Origin of the sequence: Bacteroides sp. AM37-9, from assembly GCF_003603455.1 — a bacterium.
In the GTDB taxonomy this organism is placed as follows: Bacteria; Bacteroidota; Bacteroidia; order Bacteroidales; family Bacteroidaceae; genus Bacteroides; species Bacteroides xylanisolvens.
The window spans coordinates 329,837-351,918 of record NZ_QTNF01000002.1 but is presented as its reverse complement, the minus strand read 5'-3'; the positions used below and the strand labels follow the sequence as shown (position 1 = coordinate 351,918).

Below are 22,082 nucleotides of genomic sequence, written 5' to 3'. Positions count from 1 at the left end.
TATCTTGATTGGCAGATTGGCACATTTTTTGTTTCGAAAATTATTATTCATTTAAATAAAGGAAATTATTATGGCTGTAAGTATGGCTGATATTACCAAGCTGCGCAAAATGACCGGAGCTGGTATGATGGATTGCAAAAACGCGTTGACTGAAGCTGAAGGCGATTTCGACAAGGCAATGGAAATTATCCGTAAGAAAGGACAAGCTGTTGCTGCTAAGCGTTCGGAACGTGAAGCTTCTGAAGGTTGCGTTTTGGCTAAAACTACCGGTGACCGTGCTGTTATCGTTGCTTTGAAGTGTGAAACTGACTTTGTGGCTCAGAATGCTGATTTCGTGAAACTGACTCAGGATATTCTTGATCTTGCTGTGGCTAATAAATGCGCTACTTTGGACGAAGTAAAAGCATTGCCGATGGGTAACGGTACTGTACAGGATGCAGTGACTGACCGTAGCGGTATCACAGGTGAGAAGATGGAACTGGATGGTTACATGACTGTAGAAGGTGTATGCACTGCTGTTTATAATCACATGAACAGAAATGGTCTTTGCACGATTGTTGCTTTCAACAAGGAAGTGAACGAGCAGTTGGCTAAGCAAATAGCTATGCAGATTGCTGCCATGAACCCGATTGCTATTGATGAAGATGGCGTTTCTGAAGACGTAAAACAGAAAGAAATTGAAGTTGCTATTGAGAAGACAAAAGCAGAACAGGTACAGAAAGCTGTAGAAGCTGCTCTGAAGAAAGCTAACATTAACCCGGCTCATGTGGACAGCGAAGAACACATGGATAGCAACATGGCTAAAGGATGGATTACAGCTGAAGATGTAGCTAAAGCAAAAGAAATTATTGCTACTGTTTCTGCAGAGAAGGCTGCACACCTGCCTGAACAAATGATTCAGAATATTGCGAAAGGTCGTCTGGGCAAGTTCTTGAAAGAAGTTTGCTTATTGAACCAGGAAGATATCATGGACGGTAAGAAAACTGTAAGAGAAGTGTTGGCTGCTGCTGACCCTGAACTGAAGATTGTTGATTTCAAGCGTTTCACTTTGAAAGCTGAATAATTAATCAGATTCAAATTCTATGATGTGTCCTTAAAAACGGAACACGTTAACTTAATAGAGGTATTCATTAAGACTCTCTATTTGAAGATACAAGAAAGGCAACTAATTCATAACGAGTTAGTTGCCTTTTCTTTTGATTTGATCTTATCATTCCTTTCCTCAAGAAACTGCCATGTATAACATGAGGCACATTCTTGGGGAGGATTATTTCAATGCTTTGTCTATTTCCTTCATCAGCTTGTCCATTTCCTCTTTTTTATAACCGACAGTGGCGGATATCACTTTCCCGTCTTTGTTGATTAAGTAACTTCTGGGAATGTATTGACTGGCAAACTTACCTGTGACTTCCCGTTTCGGGTCCGGGTAGAGAGGAAATGTAAACCCTTTGCGCTTGTTGTATTCCGTTAATTGGTCGTCGGTATGTTCGCGCCCGATTACTAACATGCAGAAATCTTTGTTGTCCTTATATTTAGGCCAGAGTGTTTTTTGAACTTCAGCCAGTTCGCTTTGGCAAGGACCACACCAAGTAGCGAAAATATTGATTAATACAACTTTCCCTTTCAAGTCCTCGGAGTTTACAGAACCGTTCACTGTTGAATGAAGCGTGAAAGCAGGCATACTATCGCCTACCTTGACGATATCAGCATTGTTGTCTTGTGCAAATGACAACAGTGAGAATAACGCTGCTGCAAAGAATAATGTTACTTTTCTCATATCTTTAAAATTTCTAGTTACAAAATGCTATTTAGTTTAACCTCCTATACCTTTTGTTTTAGAGTATCCTTCTTTAATGAGCAGCTCTATGATTTTGGTTTTGAAATCTCCTTGTACCATAATCTCTCCGTCTTTAGCCGATCCGCCTACTCCGCATTTGCTTTTCAGTAGCTTACCCAGCTCTTTCAAGTCGTTTTCCGTACCTATAAATCCGGTAATTAATGTGACCACTTTACCGCCCCGGTTCTTTTTGTCAATGGAAACTCGCAGGTTTTGTTTGTTTTTGTCGAGAGTAACTTGCTCTTCATCGTTATCCATTTCATAGCCGAAGTCCGGATTCGTGGAATACACTACGTTTAATCTATCTTTCCAATCATTATTTTTCATACTCGTCATTTTTAATCCTTTTCAAAAGTATTAAACTTATGGAGAAGAGCAAAATTTGAACCTCTTTTCATTGTTTTGTTTAATCTCTATTAAGGTTTTCTGTTATAGGGTTGTCAGTCTCAAAAAAGATTGTACTTTTGCAAAATACCAAATTTAGTAAGAAGTATGAGCACATCTATACGAAAAGAGGCGGATAAAGTGCCGGAGCCTACCTTGCGCAGACTTCCCTGGTATCTGTCCAATATAAAACTAATGAAAGAAAAAGGAGAGCAGTACGTCTCTTCTACACAAATCTCTAAAGAAATAAATATTGACGCTTCTCAAATCGCCAAGGATTTATCCTACGTCAATATCTCCGGGCGCACGAGAGTAGGGTATAACATTGACGCGTTGATTGAAGTGTTGGAGAGTTTTCTTGGATTTACCAATATGCACAAAGCCTTCTTGTTTGGTGTAGGTAGCCTGGGGGCTGCTTTGCTTCGGGATTCAGGTTTGCATCATTTCGGGCTGGAGATTGTGGCAGCTTTTGATGTGAATCCGGAATTGGTGGGAAAAGACCTGAATGGTATTCCTATTTTTCACTCTGATGATTTTGAGGCAAAGATGAAAGAATACGATGTAAATATCGGTGTGTTGACCGTGCCTATTAATATTGCTCAGGAAATTACAGATAAGATGGTAGACGGAGGTATAAAAGCCGTATGGAACTTTACTCCTTTCCGAATCCGTGTACCCGAGAATATTGTGGTGCAGAATACGTCTTTATATGCTCATTTGGCTGTTATGTTTAACCGATTGAATTTTAACGAGAAATAATGAAGATTATTGCAGTAGGCATGAACTACGCCCAGCATAACAAAGAACTGGGACATACACAAGTAAATACGGAGCCGGTGATTTTTATGAAGCCTGATTCTGCTATTCTGAAAGATGGCAAACCGTTTTTCATCCCCGACTTTTCCAACGAGATACATTATGAAACGGAATTGGTAGTCCGTATCAACCGATTGGGGAAAAATATCGCTCCCCGTTTTGCTAACCGCTATTATGATGCTGTGACAGTCGGTATCGACTTTACAGCCCGTGACCTTCAACGAAAGTTCCGTGAACAGGGGAATCCCTGGGAGCTTTGTAAAGGTTTTGATTCATCGGCTGCTATTGGGACTTTTGTTCCGGTAGAGCATTATAAAGATATTCAAAATTTGAACTTCAATCTGTTGATCGACGGTAAAGAAGTACAGCGTGGCTGTACAGCAGATATGCTTTTCAAGATAGATGATATTATCGCTTATGTCAGTCGGTTTGTAACGTTGAAAATCGGTGATCTACTCTTTACGGGGACTCCTGTCGGTGTAGGTCCTGTTAGTATCGGACAGCGTTTGCAAGGTTATCTGGAAGAGGAAAAACTGCTGGATTTCTATATCCGTTGATCTTTTTTATTCATTAGTACTCATTTGTTATACGAAATATGAAGATAAGAGTAGGCTTTGGCTTCGACGTACATCAGCTGGTCGAAGGGCGTGAATTGTGGCTGGGCGGTATTCTTTTGGAACATACAAAAGGATTGTTGGGGCATTCGGATGCTGATGTATTGTTGCATGCAGTTTGCGATGCTTTGTTAGGGGCGGCGAATATGCGTGATATCGGTTATCACTTTCCCGATACGGCAGGAGAATTTAAAAACATAGATAGCAAAATTCTGCTGAAGAAAACAGTGGAATTGATTGCTACCAAAGGATATAAAGTGGGTAATATCGATGCAACCATTTGTGCCGAACGCCCGAAGTTAAAGGCACATATTCCTTTGATGCAAGAGACGATGGCAACTGTCATGGGAATTGATGCGGATGATATTTCCATTAAGGCGACTACTACCGAGAAACTCGGTTTTACGGGTCGTGAAGAAGGTATATCAGCCTATGCTACCGTATTGATAGAGAAGATTTCTTAACCCCTAAAACAAATAAATATGATTCGGCTCTTAAAAATTTACTTAACACTTACCTTTTTGTTGGTAACAACTTTTTGTATGGCTCAAAAGAGTGAACTGAAATTTAGTAAAGATGGTAAATTCAAAATTGTGCAATTTACCGATGTGCATTTTAAATACGGCAACCGGGCTTCTGATATCGCTTTGGAACGCATAAATCAGGTGCTTGATGATGAACGCCCGGATTTGGTGATTTTTACCGGCGATGTTGTTTATTCTGCTCCGGCAGATTCCGGAATGTTGCAGGTATTGGAACCGGTAGTTAAACGCAAACTGCCTTTCGTGGTCACTTTTGGTAATCATGACAATGAACAGGGAATGGCACGGGAACAGTTATATGATATTATCCGTAAAGTTCCCGGCAATTTATTGCCAGACCGGGGAACAGTCTTATCGCCGGACTATGTATTAACCGTGAAATCGTCTTCTAATGTAAAGAAGGATGCAGCTTTGCTTTATTGCATGGATTCTCATTCCTATTCTCCTTTGAAAGATGTGAAGGGATATGCATGGCTTACATTCGATCAGATAAACTGGTATCGCCAGCAGAGTGCAGCTTATAAAGCGCAAAATGGTGGACAGCCTTTGCCGGCTCTTGCCTTTTTCCATATTCCTCTTCCTGAATACAATGAAGCTGCCCGTACCGAAAATGCGATTCTTCGCGGAACTCGTATGGAGGAAGCTTGTGCACCTAAATTGAATACGGGAATGTTTGCGGCAATGAAAGAAGCGAGTGATGTGATGGGTATGTTTGTAGGACACGATCATGATAATGATTATGCAGTGATGTGGAAAGGTATTCTTCTGGCTTATGGACGCTTCACCGGTGGAAATACGGAATATAATCATTTGCCTAACGGGGCCCGTATCATCGTATTAGATGAGGGGGCTCGTACATTTACGTCCTGGATTCGTCAGAAAGACGGAGTGGTGGATAAAATTTCTTATCCGGCAAGTTTTGTCAAGGACGATTGGACTAAACGTTGAGGCTTGCGAACTTCACATGGCTAAGGCGCGTGTACTTTGAACCATAGCTTTCGTATTGGCGTGATACTTTCGCCGATGCAATGTAGATAATATCTCCCAGTCGGTATTCATGTTCTATCCCTGATAGAGTGCATGAAACCGCACTGGGATTTTTTGATGGAATACTTATAATAACCAGGTTTCCACTGGCATCGGTTAAAGTTAGTATCTGCTTGACAAAAAACTGTGGGGTAGTGCCGTTCACTCTTGTTTTGTATGGATCGTCTTCCAGTCGTACGCGTGTGACTTTTAATTTTAAGTCAGTCAGTTTTTCCCCTAATTCTCCCAAATAGCGGCTTGATGAACGTTTCTCTCTCGACTTTCTGATCATGATATCCAAATGTATGGAATGATAAGCCTGTGCTATTTGGACGAAGCGTTCCTGTTTAGGTATTTTTGGGGTGAACTTGTAAGCTACCCAACTTAAATAGGCAGGATCTATCTTCAAAATTTCATGAAGAAAATGTCCCCGGTATTTTCCGAAGAAGATGAGGTCGTCACCGTTACTCTGCATTCTTTTTTCATTGTAATCCATGAGAATAAGACAACGCCTTGAATAGTAAAACATTGTACTGGCCATCCGGAGGGATTCGTTAATGTCCGGTGACAGGTCATGTATATAAAGAATGGATTGCTTTTCGGGCAGGGGAGAGTACAGCCAAAGGGAATAGTTTGGTTTCCCCGGTCGGGGCAACACCACCAAGTAGACTCCTGCCTCTTTAAAAGAGGCTCTGCCTCGGTTGTACTCATTCAATTTGGCATACAATAAGGCTTCTTCGTTTTCGGAAATACCCGGTAATCTAGGGTTAGCCATAATTGTTCTCGCTTTTGGTATATTTCAAATATAAGGATTTTCTTTCAGAAAAGCAACTTTTCTCTTTGAAATCTCGTACATTTGTAACCATGTAAATTTTCAAAATTCGAATGGAAGAACGAAACAAGAGAGTATTGGTAGGTATGAGCGGTGGCATAGACAGCACCGCTACTTGCTTGATGCTGCAAGAACAAGGATATGAGATTGTAGGAGTTACCATGCGTGTGTGGGGAGATGAACCGCAGGACGCCAGGGAGTTAGCAGAACGGATGGGGATTGAACATTATGTGGCAGATGAGCGTATTCCTTTTAAAGAGACCATCGTAAAAAACTTCATAGATGAATATAAGCAGGGGCGTACACCGAATCCGTGTGTGATGTGCAATCCGTTGTTTAAGTTCCGTGTTTTGACGGAGTGGGCGGATAAGTTGAATTGTGCATGGGTAGCTACCGGACATTATTCGCGATTGGAAGAGAAAAACGGAAACGTTTATATAGTAGCCGGAGACGATGATAAGAAAGACCAGTCGTATTTTCTCTGGAGATTGGGGCAGGATGTGCTGAAACGTTGCATTTTCCCGTTGGGAGATTATACGAAAGTAAAGGTTCGTGAGTATCTTGCGGAGAAAGGGTATGAAGCAAAGTCGAAAGAAGGAGAAAGTATGGAGGTTTGTTTTATTAAGGGAGATTATCGTGATTTTCTTCGTGAGCAGTGTCCCGAACTGGATAGTGAAATCGGACCGGGATGGTTTGTCAACTCTGAAGGAGTAAAACTGGGGAAACACAAAGGGGCACCTTATTATACGATTGGTCAACGAAAAGGACTGGAGATTGCTTTAGGAAAGCCTGCTTATGTGTTGAAAATCAATCCGCAGAAAAATACGGTGATGCTTGGAGATGCCGACCAATTGGAAACTGAATACATGTTGGCGGAGCAGGATAAGATTGTGGATGAACGGGAACTGTTCGGGTGTGAGAATCTGACAGTGCGGATTCGTTATCGCAGTCGTCCGATTCCCTGTCGGGTGAAAAGATTGGAAGACGGACGTTTGCTGGTACGTTTCCTCGAAATGGCTTCGGCCATTGCTCCCGGACAATCTGCTGTGTTTTATAATGGAAGACGGGTGCTGGGAGGAGCTTTCATCGCTTCCCAAAGAGGAATCGGGCTGGTGATTATAGAAAATGAAGAATTATGATTGATTAAAATAGAAAGATAACTTATGAAGAAGTTTATAGTATTGATTCTCGCTCTAAATATGTATCTGGGGGTATCTGCCCAATTTACTCCGGGAGATACCTTAAAATACCGGATTAGTCTGAAAGACAAAGCGGCTACGGACTATTCCTTGCAAAAACCGGAAAAGTATTTGTCTAAGAAATCTATAGAACGGAGAAAGAAACAGGGATTGCCCATTGATTCTACCGATTTACCGGTTTGCAGGACGTATGTAGATGCCATACGAAAAACTGGTGTTCATGTACTTGTGACCGGGAAATGGGATAATTTCGTTACTGTTTCTTGTAATGACAGTACCTTAATCAGCGAAATAGCTCAACTGCCTTTTGTACGTTCTACAGAAAGAGTGTGGAAAGGTATCACGCAAAAAGCATTTCAAAGAGACTCATTGATAAATAAACCGTTGCGCACTGATAGTCTTTACGGTCCTGCAATCACGCAAGCGGCTATGAGCCGCGTCGATCTCCTGCATGATGCAGGCTTTAAGGGACAGGGAATGACCATTGCCGTGATTGATGCCGGCTTCCATAATGTGGATAAGATTGATGCCATGAAAAATATCCGTATTCTCGGTGTGCGTGACTTTGTGAATCCGGAGGCAGATATTTATGCAGAAAGCAGTCATGGAATGTCTGTATTGTCCTGTATGGCTATGAACCAGCCGCATGTGATGATTGGCACTGCTCCTGAAGCTTCTTATTGGTTGCTGCGTAGTGAAGACGAATATTCGGAAAATTTGGTAGAGCAGGATTATTGGGCGGCAGCCATCGAGTTTGCCGATAGTGTAGGAGTGGATTTAGTGAATACATCGCTTGGTTACTACTCATTTGATGATCCTACGAAGAATTATAGATACCGTGACTTGAATGGGCATTATGCATTGATGTCCCGTGAAGCTGCGAAGGCTGCCGATAAAGGAATGGTAGTTGTTTGCAGTGCCGGAAATTCGGGCGCGGGTTCGTGGAAGAAGATTACTCCTCCGGGAGATGCGGAGAATATCATAACTGTAGGAGCTGTAACAAAAAGAGGAGAACTGGCGCCGTTTTCTTCTGTAGGAAATACGGCTGACGGACGTGTGAAGCCGGACGTAGTGGCTGTCGGTTTAAATTCGGATGTGATGGGAACGGATGGAAATCTTCGTCGCGCCAATGGAACCTCTTTTGCTTCTCCGATTATGTGCGGTATGGTAGCTTGCTTGTGGCAGGCTTGCCCGAAGCTGACGGCAAAGCAGATTATTGATTTGGTACGTCAGTCAGGTGACAGAGCTGATTTCCCGGATAATATATATGGATATGGTATTCCCGATTTGTGGAAAGCATATCAATCAACTCAACGTTAACTGTTCTTTTTTATGGATTCTCTTTCCCTTTTAGAACTGAATTCACTTGTCCGCCGTAGTCTGGAGCAATGCCTGCCCGATGAATATTGGATACAGGCAGAGTTGAGCGATGTCCGTTCCAATACGACGGGGCATTGTTATCTGGAATTTGTGCAGAAAGATCCTCGTAGTAATAATCTCGTAGCCAAAGCACGGGGGATGATTTGGAATAATATCTACCGCTTGCTGAAACCCTACTTTGAGGAAAGCACCGGACAACTATTTACCTCCGGTATTAAAGTGCTGGTGAAAGTAACTGTTCAGTTTCATGAGTTATACGGTTACAGTCTGACAGTGCTTGATATTGATCCAGCTTACACGTTGGGAGATATGGCTCGCCGTCGTCGGGAAATATTATTGCAGTTGGAAGAGGAGGGAGTCTTGACGTTGAATAAAGAACTTGAAATGCCGGTTCTTCCCCAACGTGTTGCTGTCATTTCTTCGGCTACCGCAGCCGGATATGGAGATTTCTGCCATCAGTTACAGCACAATCCGGGCGGATTCTATTTTTATACAGAACTTTTTCCGGCTTTAATGCAAGGCAATCAAGTTGAAGAGTCTGTATTGGCGGCTTTAGACCGTATCAATGCCCGCATCAATGAATTTGACGTAGTGGTCATTATTCGTGGCGGTGGGGCTACTTCCGATTTATCCGGTTTTGATACTTATCTACTAGCAGCTGCATGTGCGCAATTTCCATTACCTATCATTACCGGTATTGGTCATGAACGCGATGATACAGTCCTTGACTCTGTAGCTCATACCCGGGTAAAGACTCCTACGGCTGCTGCCGAGCTTCTGATTCATCAGGTAACGGAAGTAGCAGAGCATCTGGAAGAATTATCTGTACGTCTTCAACAGGGAGCTTATATGCTTCTTGAGCAGGAACAACGAAGGTTGGAGGCGCTCCAAATCCGTATTCCCAATCTTGTTCACCGCAAACTTGCGGATGCTCGTTTTTCTTTGCTGGCAGCAAAGAAGGATTTATCACAAGTGGCGAAAGCATTGTTGGCCCGTCAGTCTCACCGGTTGGAACTTTTGCAACAGCGGATAGCAGACGCCTCTCCGGATAAACTCTTGAGCCGGGGATACAGTATTACAATCAAAGACGGGAAAGCGGTGACGGATGCATCTTCGCTGAAACCGGGAGATCGCTTGACAACCCGGTTGCTGAAAGGAGAAGTGCAATCTGTGGTGGAAAAGTAACTATCCGTCGACTGTTTATTTGTAAGAACATTCATCATTAACCATTAAATATCAATCATCGTGGCAGCAAAAAAAGAAACATATTCCCAAGCAATGGAACGTCTCGAAAAGATCGTTCGCCAGATAGATAATAACGAACTGGATATCGACATTTTGAGTGAGAAAATAAAAGAAGCCAATGAGATTATTGCTTTTTGCAAGGATAAACTGACAAAAGCCGACCGGGAAGTCGAAAAATTATTGCAAGAAAAGAGGCTATCTGAAGAATAAAAGTTATTTTTGCGTTTCAATGCAATAGAAAATAAACTAATACATAACAATATGAAAGAAATAGACTGGGCGAATCTGTCATTCGGATACATGAAGACAGATTACAATGTGAGAATCAACTTCCGTAATGGTGCATGGGGAGAATTAGAGGTTAGTAGTGACGAACACCTTAATTTGCACATGGCGGCAACCTGTTTACACTATGGTCAGGAAGCCTTTGAAGGGCTGAAAGCATTCCGTGGAAAGGATGGTAAAGTACGTATTTTCCGTTTGGAAGAAAACGCAGCCCGTCTGCAATCTACTTGCCAGGGAATTTTGATGGCAGAACTTCCGACAGAACGGTTTAAAGAAGCAATTTTGAAAGTCGTAAAACTGAATGAACGTTTTATCCCTCCTTATGAAACCGGTGCTTCTCTTTACATTCGTCCGCTGTTGATCGGAACAAGTGCCCAAGTAGGTGTACATCCTGCTGAAGAGTATATGTTTGTTGTGTTCGTAACTCCGGTAGGTCCATATTTCAAAGGTGGTTTCTCTACCAATCCGTACGTTATCATTCGTGAGTTCGATCGTGCCGCTCCTCATGGAACAGGTATTTATAAAGTAGGTGGCAACTATGCAGCCAGTCTTCGTGCTAACAAGAAAGCACACGATCTGGGGTATTCCTGCGAGTTCTATCTTGATGCGAAAGAAAAGAAATATATTGATGAATGTGGTGCTGCCAATTTCTTCGGTATTAAAGATAATACTTATATCACTCCGAAATCAACTTCTATTCTGCCTTCTATTACCAATAAAAGTTTGATGCAGTTGGCAGAAGACATGGGTATCAAGGTGGAACGCCGTCCGATACCGGAAGAAGAACTGGAAACATTTGAAGAAGCAGGTGCTTGTGGTACTGCCGCAGTAATCAGCCCGATTCAGCGTATCGATGATTTGGAAAACGGAAAATCATACGTTATCTCTAAAGACGGTAAGCCGGGACCTATCTGTACAAAATTGTACAATAAGCTGCGTGGAATTCAGTATGGCGACGAGCCGGATACACATGGCTGGGTGACGATTGTAGAATAACGATATATTATGAAATAACACATTTATCAATTAATATTATTCACTATGTTAAAACTAAACTCAGAACTGCGTGCTCAGGCGCGTGAGGCACTTCAAGGAAATTGGGTGATGGCGGCTGTAGCTGCCTTGATTTATTCGGCTATTGTCAGTGCAACAAGTTATTTACCTTTGGTAGGAACATTGCTTGTAGGATTGCCGGTGGCATACGGATTCACGATTCTCATGTTTAGCGTGATAAAAGGAGCAAAAGACATTGACTTGGGAATCTTGTTTGAAGGATTCAAAGACTACAGCCGAATCATGGGAACCGTAGTTTTAGTGTTTATTTATACTTTCTTGTGGTCGTTGCTACTAATTATTCCGGGCATCATTAAACACTATTCGTATGCGATGACACCGTATATTCTGAAGGAAGAACCCGAAATGAAAAACAATGCAGCTATCGAAAAGAGCATGGTTATGATGGATGGCAATAAGATGAAGTTGTTCATGCTTGATTTGAGTTTCATCGGTTGGGCTATCCTTTGCCTCTTTACTTTCGGTATCGGATTTTTCTTCTTGCAACCTTATATGCAGGCTTCTCATGCTGCTTTCTATGAAGATTTGAAAGCACAACAAGGTGGAAATGTAGAAGTAAACGTTGAGGTGAATGTTGAGATTTAATAACACGAATCATTCAATATTATAGAAGAATGGAGCATAGAGAAATCTGTGCTCCATTTCTTTTTGTCGGTTGCGTCAAAATCAGTACCTTTGCGACCTAATCAGGATTGATATGGGAAAGAATAAATTAGAAAAGTTTGCCGATATGGCGAGTTATCCACACGTGTTCGAATATCCTTATTCGGCAGTAGATAACGTGCCTTTTGACATGAAGGGGAAATGGCATAAGGAGTTTTTTAAAAACGATCATCCGATTGTGCTCGAACTAGGCTGCGGACGTGGTGAGTACACCGTCGGCTTGGGTAAAATGTTTCCCGAAAAGAACTTTATAGCAGTTGATATAAAAGGTGCCCGTATGTGGACGGGAGCAACGGAATCATTACAGGCCGGAATGAAGAATGTCGCTTTCCTGCGTACCAATATTGAAATCATTGAACGTTTTTTTGCCGAAGGCGAAGTAAGTGAAATATGGCTTACCTTCTCTGATCCGCAAATGAAGAAAGCAACCAAGCGATTGACTTCCACCTATTTTATGGAACGGTACCGTAAATTCTTGCAGCCGAATGGCATTATCCACCTGAAAACGGACAGCAACTTCATGTTTACCTATACAAAATACATGATTGAAGCGAACCGTCTTCCCGTTGAGTTTATGACCGAAGATTTATATCATTCCGATTTGGTAGATGATATTCTCGGTATCAAGACTTATTATGAACAACAATGGCTCGATCGTGGTTTAGCTATTAAGTATATCAAATTCCGGCTTCCGCAGGAAGGTCAATTGCAAGAACCGGATGTAGAAATAGAACTTGATCCTTATCGTAGTTACAATCGTAGCAAACGTAGCGGATTAAGTACAAGTAAATAGTTTTGTGCAGTAACAATCGCCCTTAAAGTGAACTGACACTTAATCGAATGGTGATTTTAAATTGTAAATAGTAAATCGTCAAATAGTAAATAAAATGACTCTCTATCCTAAATTGATATTAGATGCATTGGCAACGGTGCGTTATCCCGGTACGGGAAAGAATCTGGTGGAAGCGGAGATGGTTGCCGATAATCTCCGTATTGATGGCATGACTGTCAGCTTCTCATTGATCTTTGAGAAACCGACTGATCCGTTTATGAAATCAATGTTGAAGGCTGCGGAAACAGCTATCCATACGTATGTCTCTCCTGATGTGCAGGTAACGATCACAGCGGAAAGTAAACAAGCTGCCCGTCCGGAAGTTGGCAAGCTCCTTCCGCAAGTGAAGAATATAGTCGGCATATCTTCCGGTAAAGGTGGAGTAGGCAAGTCTACGGTGTCTGCGAATCTGGCTGTTGCTTTGGCTAAATTAGGTTATAAAGTAGGTTTGCTTGATGCTGATATTTTTGGTCCTTCTATGCCGAAGATGTTTCAGGTGGAAGATGCACGCCCTTATGCTGAACGTATCGACGGTCGTGACATGATTATTCCGGTAGAAAAATATGGAGTGAAATTATTATCTATCGGCTTCTTTGTCGATCCGGATCAGGCAACTTTGTGGCGTGGTGGAATGGCTAGTAATGCGTTGAAACAGTTGATTGCTGATGCAGCTTGGGGAGAGTTGGATTATTTTCTGATAGACCTTCCTCCCGGAACCAGTGATATTCATTTGACAGTTGTTCAAACGCTGGCCATGACAGGGGCGATTGTTGTCAGCACTCCGCAGGCAGTGGCTTTGGCAGATGCCCGTAAGGGAATCAATATGTTTACCAATGATAAGGTAAATGTACCTATCCTTGGTTTGGTTGAAAATATGGCTTGGTTTACTCCTGCCGAACTTCCCGAAAATAAATACTATATCTTCGGAAAAGAAGGCGCAAAGAAACTGGCTGAAGAGATGAATGTTCCTTTGTTGGGACAGATACCTATTGTTCAAAGCATTTGTGAAGGGGGAGATAATGGTACACCTGTTGCGTTGGATGAAGATTCCGTGACCGGACGTGCTTTCTTATCCCTGGCTGCCAGTGTCGTTCGCCAAGTAGATCGACGGAATGTAGAGATGGCGCCGACTCAAATCGTGGAAATGCATAAATAAGTGGAATCTGGAGTTGGATAGCTTTGCAGTAAGTTATCCATAGGATATAAAACGAGCCTCTGTAGTCTTTTCAAAGACTATGGAGGCTCGTTTATTTATTGATTTTTAGGATTACGTATTCTTGCAAAATAATCTTATATTATAATCCGCGTAATCCGTGCCTAAATATATTATATAAACTAATTATGATGACATACTTATATAGCAATTGTTGTTGGCGGATTTTCCTCTACAAGATAGTGACGCTATCCGATAGAAATAGTGACGGTATCATTATCATATACCGTCACTATCCTAAGCATATACCGTCACTATCTTTTTAACGTTCGAATTACTTATTCAAAGCTTTCATAAGCTCTTTTTTCATGGTGTCTACTCCGGGAAATCCAGTTTGTTTGAAGGTGATATTACCCTCCGGATCAACAACAAAATAAGTGGGAACTCCCCGGATATTGAAGCTGGACATCAGAAAACTCCATTGTTCATTTGTCACACGGAAATGCTCACCATGAATGTCGGTAATCATATTTTCCCAAGTGCCTTTGGGTGAAGTTTCGCCTGTGATGTAGAGGTAGATAATATCCTTGTCTTTTAATTCCTCTTTCATTGGAGTAATGGCTTTATTGGCTGTGCGACAAGGGCCACACCAAGTTGCCCAAAAATCGACTAACAACGTGTGTCCACGGAATTTAGAGATAATGGATGGGAATAAGTCCTCATTGGAGACTTGTCCCGTCTCGTTTACAGTGAAGCCTGTCTTTCTTTTGTTTAATTCTATTTTCTTTATTATTTCTTTGTTCGTTTGGGTAAGCATCTCTGCGTATGCCGGGGAAGAAAAAGTTTTTAGTTCGGCATTCTGCTCTGTTGTTAACGGGGTAAAATCCTTTATGGATTGATACAGCTTATTAAATTTAATGTTATCGAATAAGGGTCCCTGTCCCGTTCCCAGTGTCTCTTTAAGTACATCTAAAGAATTTGGCAGAAAACTTATCAAGTATATTGTTGATGCGTAATATTTACCGTATAGCGCTTTCAGAGTGTTGATAGAAGTGAACTCTTTCAATATGTCATAGTATCCTGTAGGAATATCAATGCGGGTATTGTAGAAATAGTCGTCGGTCTGTTCTTTATTCAGTTTATTAACAGTGATATATGCTGATTTTAGTTCTCTCTCCGTCATGGCGATTTTACCAGTCGCTGCCAGATCTACCTGAATATTTAATAGCTCTTTACACGCATTGCTGTATGGGGATTGTGCAATTTCTTTTCGAATGGATGGAAGACGCTCCAATACATAAGCCTTGTATTCATCTGCGCTTTTCCCGGCAATGTCGTTGTACATATCCATGTAATAAACGCTTTTCAATACAATATCTATATCTACGGAAGCTAATTCTTGTTGCAGACTAGCCAGATAACCATTAAAGTATACAGGTTCTCCATACGTTTTATCCTTTTTTTGCAGATGCGCCTGTCTACGGCATAGTTCCTTTGTATTGATGATGAGCGATGTCTCTTCGTTGGGAGCTATCAGACACTCGATCCAGCCAAAAGGAAGTTCTAATGCTACACTTGTAACGGACGCTACTTTGACCTCCGCCTGAAAAGTGCCGTCTTCTTTGATCTTTATGATATTCTGTTCGTTGTGGACATTCAATGCAGGACTTTCTATATGCATCTTCATTTGTTGCATCATCTCTTTTTGATAGTCCAGTATTTTTCCTTTAAGTGTAGCAGTCCCATAAACCAACTTTGGAGTAGGCAATATCGCTTTCTTATTTATTTTGTGTACGACTGCTTCTTTGGGAAGTTTTTGTTTATAGAATGTATCTTTGTCTAATTGTATTCCCCATATCTTATAGGCCCCGTCGAAGTCTCCTTCCGAGAAATCCAGACTGGTTACATTTTCAGGTATTGGGGGAAATAAGAGTTGAAACTCCGCTTCTCCCGATTCCGGCATCCAGAATTCCTTATCCAATGTGATTCCAACTCCCTTTCGGATGGGATAAAGCATTCCATTATTATCTTTCAGAAAACTGCCCGTTGCTATTTTAATCCAGTATTTCGGACGATAAAAAGCCTTTATATACACTGTTGTCACGGTATCACTCATGACAATTTTATCAATCTCAATACTATTGGAGCTCCATGCTAGAAAAGGAGGCCGCTCGATAACTCTGTCTTTGGCTTGTATGGTGCAGATTGTGCAGAATATTAAACCGATAATCCATGCGAATCTTTTCATGTGAATAATGTTTTATTACACGAACAAATATAAGGATCTTTTTATAACTATCCTTGTAAAAAACGGAAAAAGAAATGACTTTTTTCAGCACCGGGGAAAGATACGTCCGGCACCGGGGAGGAGAGGGTTCCCCACCGATGAACGCCCCGTTCCTCACCGATGAGGAAAGGGAGCGGTATCGGGGAAGTTATTTATTGTAACCGGAACGTGATAGGGAGGGTATACTTAACAGGGACAGCCTGTCCTTTTTGCATTCCCGGTTCCCATTTAGGCATGTTTCCCACTACACGGATGGCTTCTGCATCCAGTGACGGAGATACGCTACGTAATACTTTTACGTTTGACAAACTACCGTCTGTTCCGATAATCATTTGTATGATTACCCTGCCTTGTTCTTTGTTTTTTTGAGCAATGACAGGATATTTGATACTTCTAGCAAGATAACGCATCAACCCGGCTTGTCCCTCCGGGAATTTGGGCATTGTTTCTACTACAGTGAAAGCCTGATCTGCGTTTTCTCCTTTCACACCTACTGCACCGGGAGTTGAATCTTCCTGTGGACCGTATCCCACTACAACTACTTCGTCCAGATCAGACTGTTTGATCTCTTCCGCCTTGGGTAGTTCTGGATCGGATAGTCTGAAAGCAACGGGAACTGTAAATCTTACATTTACTGCTTCCCCTCTTTGTTTGCCAGGTTGCCATTTAGGCATGGCAGCAATGACACGCATGGCTTCTTTGTCGAGATACGGATTGACACTTCGTTCTACTTTTGTGTCAGCTATACTTCCGTCCTTTTTAACAGTAAAGCTTACAATTACACGTCCTTGTGCACCGATTGCATGTGCTTCAGCCGGATATTTGACATTTTTAGACAAGTAATCCATCAATGCCTTCATCCCTCCCGGAAAATCCGGCATTTCTTCTACAACCTGAAAGACAACTGAATCCGGTACACTCTTGATTTGTGTTTCCGTTACTTCCTTTCCTTTTGTACCTTGCGGAAGGCTGATTTCTTGAATTTCTCTTGTAGAAAGTTCGGGAATATTTGTGGTTTCAGCTTGCATGGCAACTTCTTCCGTTACTTGTCCCATCATTTCTTTTGCAAATTTTTCAGTAGTACGTGCTACCATTTCGATGTTACTGACAATCATCAAGATGCCAGCTAAGGGAAGAAACATCAGATATTTGGTTCTTCCTATTTCTTTCGTTCTTCGTTTATTCATCATTTTAATACGATTTTTGAGTGGTAAAACATTGAAACTATTTGATAAATTTGCTGCAGCCTTGTGATGTGCCAGTCCCAATAAGTGGTACTGGTATGATTTACTATCATGTCCCGTTTCTAATACACGATGGTCTGCCATGTATTCGAGGTTTCCTCTGACCTCCCGTTTCATTAACCAGATAAATGGGTTGAACCAGCAGAATATACACATTATTTCGCTGAAAAGCACATCCACCGAGTGGTATTGTCGGGCATGGGTCTCTTCATGCGTAATGATTTCACTGATTTCAGATTCCGTATGTGATTGCGGGTGTATGAATATCCAGTGGAAGAAAGAAAAAGGACCTGTTTCTTTTTTTAATAGATGTACGCGTACTCCTTGTATATTGCTTTTTGAGCATTGGAAATGCAATCGGATGATGCTACCCAGTTGTACGAAGAAACGTGCGGTAAGTAATAACATTCCGCTCCAATAAATAATTTTAGCGAACTGCGTGATAACCTCTTGCCAATTTATGACAGTCGCTTGTGTAGGAGTCACAACTTGCTCCGGAAGCAGGATGGTTGCATAAAGATCTGCCATTGCCACCATCGGTTCGTGAGCTTTTATCCATCCCTGAATATTCAATAGGGGATAAAGCATGGAGATGGCAAAGAAACATAGCAAAGCCATCCTACGCCAATGGAAGAAGGTGTCTTTATGGAAAAACAACCGATAGAATGCATAGAACAGAGCTATCGCTACATTTATCTTTAGAAAATAAGCTAGTTCCGGAGTCATGGTGATGAATGTTTTCTATTAATTTTCTTTTCCTTTTTCAATGAGTTCGATAATATCTTTGAGATCATCGGTCGAAATTTTCTGGTCTTTGGCAAAGAAAGAAACCATTTCTTTGTAAGAGTTCTCAAAGTAGTTACGAACTACGCCACTCATAAAATGGCGTTTATATTCATTTTCGCGAATGGCAGGAGTATATTGGTAGGTATTACCCACACGTTTCGGTGTGACATATCCTTTCCGCTCGAGGTTCTTTACGATAGATGCTACTGTGGTATAAGGAGGTGCCGGTTGCGTATACTTTGCAACAATGTCTTTTACGAAACAGCATTGTAACTCCCAAATGTAGATCATTACTTCTTCTTCTTGTATAGTTAACTTTTCCATGGAGATGTTGTTTAATTACGAATACTTCGCAAATCTACGAATATTTCGTAAACAAGCAATAGCTAGTCGGTTAATAATTGTAAATGTATAAATCTTGCAAGAATATTTTAATTGCATTGTTATTCGGAAATTATTTAAGCATAAAAAAAGACCGGATGAACATTATTTTTTTCTATATAGTCACTCTTTAATAACCTTTATGCAAAAAATAGACTATCAAGGATTTTTTTATATAAAATAAATGAAATATATTTGCGGCTACAAAACATACGTTAAATACGGAAGGGTGTGTTTCAATACTTTAACCGGTTGCGAATAATTCCCCACACTTCAAACAGAACTATTAACTAACAATGCCAACCAAAGGGAAGAGGAAGGCAAACTAAAAAATGAATGATATGAAAAAAGGTTTGATTTTTGTGCTATTTGCACTTGTTTCTATCGTTTCTTATTCTCAGATTTCTTGGAATGCCAAAGTTGGTATGAACATGAGTAACTTTACTGGGGATATGGATACTGACATGAGGATTGGATTCAATGTAGGCGTTGGCATGGAATATCAGTTCTCTGATATGTGGTCTATTCAACCTTCGTTGATGTTCACTCAAAAAGGTGCTAAACAGGATGAAGTGAAAATGAATCCAATGTATTTGGAGATTCCGGTATTGGCTGCTGCAAGATTTGCAATTGCTGATAACCAGAATATTGTAGTGAAAGCTGGTCCTTATTTTGCATTTGGTATTGCTGGTAAGTGTAAAATTGGTGATGAAAAAATTGATTTCTTTGGTGACGGTGATGATCAATTTGGAGCAAAAAGATTTGATGCAGGTCTCGGTGTAGGCGTTGCTTATGAAATTAATAAATTCTTTATTGACTTATCAGGAGAATTTGGTTTGGCTAAATTGGCTGATGGTGACGGTGCACCGAAGAACATGAACTTCTCTATCGGTGTAGGTTACAAGTTCTAAACTTATTATACTCTCTTTATAATATCTCTAAAATCCCTCGTTCTATACTCTCTTGGAACGGGGGATTTTCATGTTCTTATTTGAAAAAAACGGCATATCCCATTGAAAGGATACACCGTTAATTCTCTCTCTTGTAATTCTTACTCATTAATCACTTATCTGCTTGGATAAGTTTGCTTTCTCTTTTAATTCTTTGTATCTCTCTATTGCATGTTTGCGACTCATCAGTATTTGCCAGCGGTATACCCAACAGGTGGTCAGGAAATAAATGCCGGCTTGCAACCACAAAGCCTTATATTCAAAAGCTACTTCACTAAGAGTGGCTCCCATATTGTTGATTTTTACAAAGCCGTTAATTCCAAACGTTGAGGGGAAGATGTAGGATACATACTTCCAAAACGGAGGAATAGCTGCTCCCGGCCAGGAAATTCCTGAAATAAATAACAGGGGGACTGATGTGAATACAAAAATCAGCATACACGTTTCCCGATTGCGAATGGCAATAGAAGCTGTCATCGCAAAGAAGATACAAGCCGCAAGATAGGGGACAACGAATAATATTAATGAACTGGGTTGCCCAATTTGGTTGAGGCTAAACAATCTTGGAACGACATAAAGTACGTAGAAAGCTACCAATATATAAACTAGGAAATAACTCAATCCTTTTCCTAATACAATTCGTAACGTCCCGTTATAGTGACGATTAATAGGTACAAGATCCTTAAATCTGTTGTTCTCACGAGCAGTTCCTGCAGCGAGACCGATGCCGAGCAATAATGTCTGTTGGATAATCAATACCAATACAGCAGGAATCAGGAAAGCGGCGAACCCGGCAGTGGGGTTGAAGATGGAGATTTCTTCATATTCTATCGGATAAGCAGTGATTTCATCCTGACGGTCGGTCGTGTTTCCGCTACGTGCAATTTTGATATCCCTGTTCATATCCAGAGAAACGGCAGTGTTGGCAAGAAGCATCGATTTATAGTATAACAATCCGCTCATGTCGCAATAGATACTGACTTGTGTCTGTTTTCCTTTGGCAATATTGTCGCTGAAATCCGAAGGGATATAAATGATGCCGTATGCACGCCGGTTTTTCAGCATTTGTTTAGCTTCTTCCATATCGGCACAGTAGGAGACGATTTGAATATCGGGCGTAGCATCTACCTTGCGGAGATATTCGCGGCTAAGAGATGAATGTGAATCATCTACAACAACAGCAGGAACTTCACGCACTACTTCGTTATCATAGATGAAACTATATAGCAACGGATAACCTAACGGGACGAGTATAAAGAATATTAGTACCCCCTGGTCGCGGAAAGTTGTCTGAAACTCCCGTTTCCAGATATAAAACAGGTCATTGATGCCTTGAGCTATCTTATCTTTTAATTTTATATCTTTCATTTAGGGTATATATTTATAGTAAACCAATGCTTCCTTCAGGCGGTGAACCACGAAGAAGGGGAGCATCATAAATATTAATAGTGCCATATAGTTGGTCCATGAGTAAGCCATACTATATCCGTTGAGCGCCTGATCCACGTAAATAAGGAAATAGTGCCGCAAAGGAAATAGATTGCTCAAAGCCTGTAAAACAGGATGCATAGCCATGACCGGGAATGAAAAACCGGAAATGGAGAACGATATGACTCCCCACAGGGAAGCAAAACTTAATCCGAGTCGTAGAGTCGGCAGGGTTCCTATCATGACAATACCACAACATTGGGATGCCAGTACAAGACAAAGCGTGGCAAATATCATCGGAAATATACCGCTGTTGCAAGGAAAATGCAGGAATCCATACAGGTATACGTTATAAAATATACCCATGATGAAAAAGATTACGGTGTGGGGAAGCAACTTCCCGGCCAATGCAATATAAATGGAGTTGTTACTCATTCGTAACCATTCGCGAGCCGTACGATCTTTGATTTCTACACCGATTGAATAGACAGTTACCATAAATATTAATAGCATGAGTACTCCCGGTATCAGTGTATTGCATAAGTATACCGAATAGTTCAGCCACGGATTATTCAGTGGGTGTGTATCGATAACAATCGGTTGCAGATATGCCATAGCCTGATCCTCTGTTGCACCTTTGGCATATAACATAGTCCTTGCAGCAGCTCCCGAAGTGAGTTCTCCCATCATTTTCATGTCTCTGAACAATAGGGAGCCTGCAATCAGGTAGGAGTAATTGGTGTAGAAGGAGATTGTCGGTTGTCGTTGGCTCTGTGCCTCTGCCGATAAACCTTTGGGAAGGTAGAAGAATCCGTAGATTTTTCCCTCTTGCATGGCAATGCGTGCATCTGTCACATTACTGTAATGAGCTACAACCCCTGTCTGTGAAAAAGCATCCAGGTTGCGGACAATATTGCGGGAGGTGGACGAATCATCCATGTCTACCACTCCTGCAGGAAGATCCTTGGGAAGTCCCGAATCCATTAAGGTGGTGAAGAATATATAGCAAAACAGTGGGGCAATGACCATACAGAAGAGGTAGAGCGGGCGTGAAACCAACCGCCGGCACTCTCTTTGCATGACCTGCCACAGGGCTATATATTTCTTTTCTCTCTCTCTCATGA

The 22,082-nt window shown here is 41.4% G+C and carries 22 protein-coding genes; 14 read left to right on the top strand and 8 right to left on the bottom strand.

What is annotated here, in order from left to right; all coding sequences use genetic code 11:
- Positions 1-70: 70 nt before the first annotated feature.
- Positions 71-1,063, top strand: coding sequence for a translation elongation factor Ts (gene tsf / locus DW862_RS02630; RefSeq protein ID WP_120067231.1), 993 nt, complete (start codon positions 71-73; stop codon positions 1,061-1,063).
- 204 nt (positions 1,064-1,267) lie between these two features.
- On the opposite strand, the gene DW862_RS02625 is transcribed toward tsf, so the two are convergent.
- Positions 1,268-1,777 (bottom strand): TlpA disulfide reductase family protein, encoded by a 510-nt coding sequence (locus DW862_RS02625; protein ID WP_008020448.1) that lies wholly within the window; start codon positions 1,775-1,777, stop codon positions 1,268-1,270.
- Between the two features lie 36 nt (positions 1,778-1,813).
- Complete coding sequence (locus DW862_RS02620) at positions 1,814-2,164, bottom strand: translation initiation factor (protein ID WP_008020449.1); 351 nt, start codon at positions 2,162-2,164, stop codon at positions 1,814-1,816.
- Positions 2,165-2,329: 165 nt separating this feature from the next.
- Here DW862_RS02620 and DW862_RS02615 point away from each other — a divergent pair, with 165 nt between their 5' ends.
- Genes DW862_RS02615 through DW862_RS02600 form a run of 4 tightly spaced genes read left to right on the top strand, consistent with a single transcriptional unit; the run spans position 2,330 to position 5,141 of the window.
- Positions 2,330-2,980 (top strand): redox-sensing transcriptional repressor Rex, encoded by a 651-nt coding sequence (locus DW862_RS02615; protein WP_004297208.1) that lies wholly within the window; start codon positions 2,330-2,332, stop codon positions 2,978-2,980.
- Positions 2,980-3,594, top strand: coding sequence for a fumarylacetoacetate hydrolase family protein (locus DW862_RS02610; RefSeq protein WP_120067230.1), 615 nt, complete (start codon positions 2,980-2,982; stop codon positions 3,592-3,594). The genes DW862_RS02615 and DW862_RS02610 overlap by 1 nt, the downstream gene beginning before the upstream one ends.
- 38 nt (positions 3,595-3,632) lie before the next feature.
- Positions 3,633-4,115 (top strand): 2-C-methyl-D-erythritol 2,4-cyclodiphosphate synthase, encoded by a 483-nt coding sequence (gene ispF, locus DW862_RS02605; protein WP_004308656.1) that lies wholly within the window; start codon positions 3,633-3,635, stop codon positions 4,113-4,115.
- Between the two features lie 18 nt (positions 4,116-4,133).
- Entirely contained in the window at positions 4,134-5,141 is a 1,008-nt protein-coding gene (locus DW862_RS02600; protein WP_120067229.1) for a metallophosphoesterase family protein, read from the top strand.
- Here the strand turns inward: DW862_RS02600 and DW862_RS02595 are convergent.
- Positions 5,131-5,994 (bottom strand): hypothetical protein, encoded by an 864-nt coding sequence (locus DW862_RS02595; protein WP_004314722.1) that lies wholly within the window; start codon positions 5,992-5,994, stop codon positions 5,131-5,133. The two genes, DW862_RS02600 and DW862_RS02595, sit on opposite strands and share 11 nt — an antisense overlap.
- 110 nt (positions 5,995-6,104) lie before the next feature.
- Between DW862_RS02595 and mnmA the strand changes: the two genes are divergently transcribed.
- The 8 genes from mnmA (at position 6,105) to DW862_RS02555 (ending at position 13,885) form a co-directional block, all read left to right on the top strand.
- Positions 6,105-7,190 (top strand): tRNA 2-thiouridine(34) synthase MnmA, encoded by a 1,086-nt coding sequence (gene mnmA / locus DW862_RS02590; protein ID WP_120067228.1) that lies wholly within the window; start codon positions 6,105-6,107, stop codon positions 7,188-7,190.
- Between the two features lie 24 nt (positions 7,191-7,214).
- The gene (locus DW862_RS02585) at positions 7,215-8,570 is read left to right on the top strand and encodes a S8 family serine peptidase (RefSeq protein ID WP_004314725.1); all 1,356 of its coding nucleotides are present in this window, start codon (positions 7,215-7,217) and stop codon (positions 8,568-8,570) included.
- 12 nt (positions 8,571-8,582) lie between these two features.
- The gene (gene xseA, locus DW862_RS02580; protein WP_004309386.1) at positions 8,583-9,815 is read left to right on the top strand and encodes an exodeoxyribonuclease VII large subunit; all 1,233 of its coding nucleotides are present in this window, start codon (positions 8,583-8,585) and stop codon (positions 9,813-9,815) included.
- Positions 9,816-9,875: 60 nt separating this feature from the next.
- Positions 9,876-10,085, top strand: coding sequence for an exodeoxyribonuclease VII small subunit (xseB, locus tag DW862_RS02575; RefSeq protein ID WP_004314727.1), 210 nt, complete (start codon positions 9,876-9,878; stop codon positions 10,083-10,085).
- Between the two features lie 39 nt (positions 10,086-10,124).
- On the top strand, positions 10,125-11,156 hold the full coding sequence (locus DW862_RS02570) for a branched-chain amino acid aminotransferase (protein ID WP_255344217.1): 1,032 nt from the start codon (positions 10,125-10,127) through the stop codon (positions 11,154-11,156).
- Positions 11,157-11,201: 45 nt separating this feature from the next.
- A complete protein-coding gene (locus tag DW862_RS02565; protein ID WP_004309383.1) occupies positions 11,202-11,819 on the top strand; it encodes a DUF975 family protein in 618 nt (205 codons plus the stop codon).
- A 112-nt stretch (positions 11,820-11,931) separates the two neighbouring features.
- Entirely contained in the window at positions 11,932-12,690 is a 759-nt protein-coding gene (gene trmB, locus DW862_RS02560) for a tRNA (guanosine(46)-N7)-methyltransferase TrmB (RefSeq protein WP_004309382.1), read from the top strand.
- Between the two features lie 94 nt (positions 12,691-12,784).
- Positions 12,785-13,885 (top strand): Mrp/NBP35 family ATP-binding protein, encoded by a 1,101-nt coding sequence (locus tag DW862_RS02555; RefSeq protein WP_004309381.1) that lies wholly within the window; start codon positions 12,785-12,787, stop codon positions 13,883-13,885.
- Between the two features lie 331 nt (positions 13,886-14,216).
- On the opposite strand, the gene DW862_RS02550 is transcribed toward DW862_RS02555, so the two are convergent.
- The 3 genes from DW862_RS02550 to DW862_RS02540 all read right to left on the bottom strand — a co-directional run bounded on the left by DW862_RS02550 (position 14,217) and on the right by DW862_RS02540 (position 18,523).
- Entirely contained in the window at positions 14,217-16,130 is a 1,914-nt protein-coding gene (locus DW862_RS02550) for a TlpA disulfide reductase family protein (RefSeq protein ID WP_004307827.1), read from the bottom strand.
- A gap of 191 nt (positions 16,131-16,321) precedes the next feature.
- Positions 16,322-18,139: a M56 family metallopeptidase gene (locus DW862_RS02545; RefSeq protein ID WP_008020471.1), complete on the bottom strand. Its 1,818-nt coding sequence runs from the start codon at positions 18,137-18,139 to the stop codon at positions 16,322-16,324.
- Between the two features lie 18 nt (positions 18,140-18,157).
- On the bottom strand, positions 18,158-18,523 hold the full coding sequence (locus tag DW862_RS02540; protein ID WP_004305524.1) for a BlaI/MecI/CopY family transcriptional regulator: 366 nt from the start codon (positions 18,521-18,523) through the stop codon (positions 18,158-18,160).
- A gap of 398 nt (positions 18,524-18,921) precedes the next feature.
- On the opposite strand from DW862_RS02540, the gene DW862_RS02535 reads away from it, so the two are divergent.
- A complete protein-coding gene (locus DW862_RS02535; protein WP_004314733.1) occupies positions 18,922-19,491 on the top strand; it encodes a porin family protein in 570 nt (189 codons plus the stop codon).
- Positions 19,492-19,638: 147 nt separating this feature from the next.
- Here DW862_RS02535 and DW862_RS02530 read toward each other — a convergent pair whose 3' ends face one another.
- On the bottom strand, positions 19,639-20,898 hold the full coding sequence (locus DW862_RS02530) for an ABC transporter permease (RefSeq protein ID WP_004297229.1): 1,260 nt from the start codon (positions 20,896-20,898) through the stop codon (positions 19,639-19,641).
- Complete coding sequence (locus tag DW862_RS02525; protein WP_032811697.1) at positions 20,899-22,080, bottom strand: ABC transporter permease; 1,182 nt, start codon at positions 22,078-22,080, stop codon at positions 20,899-20,901. It lies immediately after the preceding gene.
- Between the last annotated feature and the right edge of the window lie 2 nt (positions 22,081-22,082).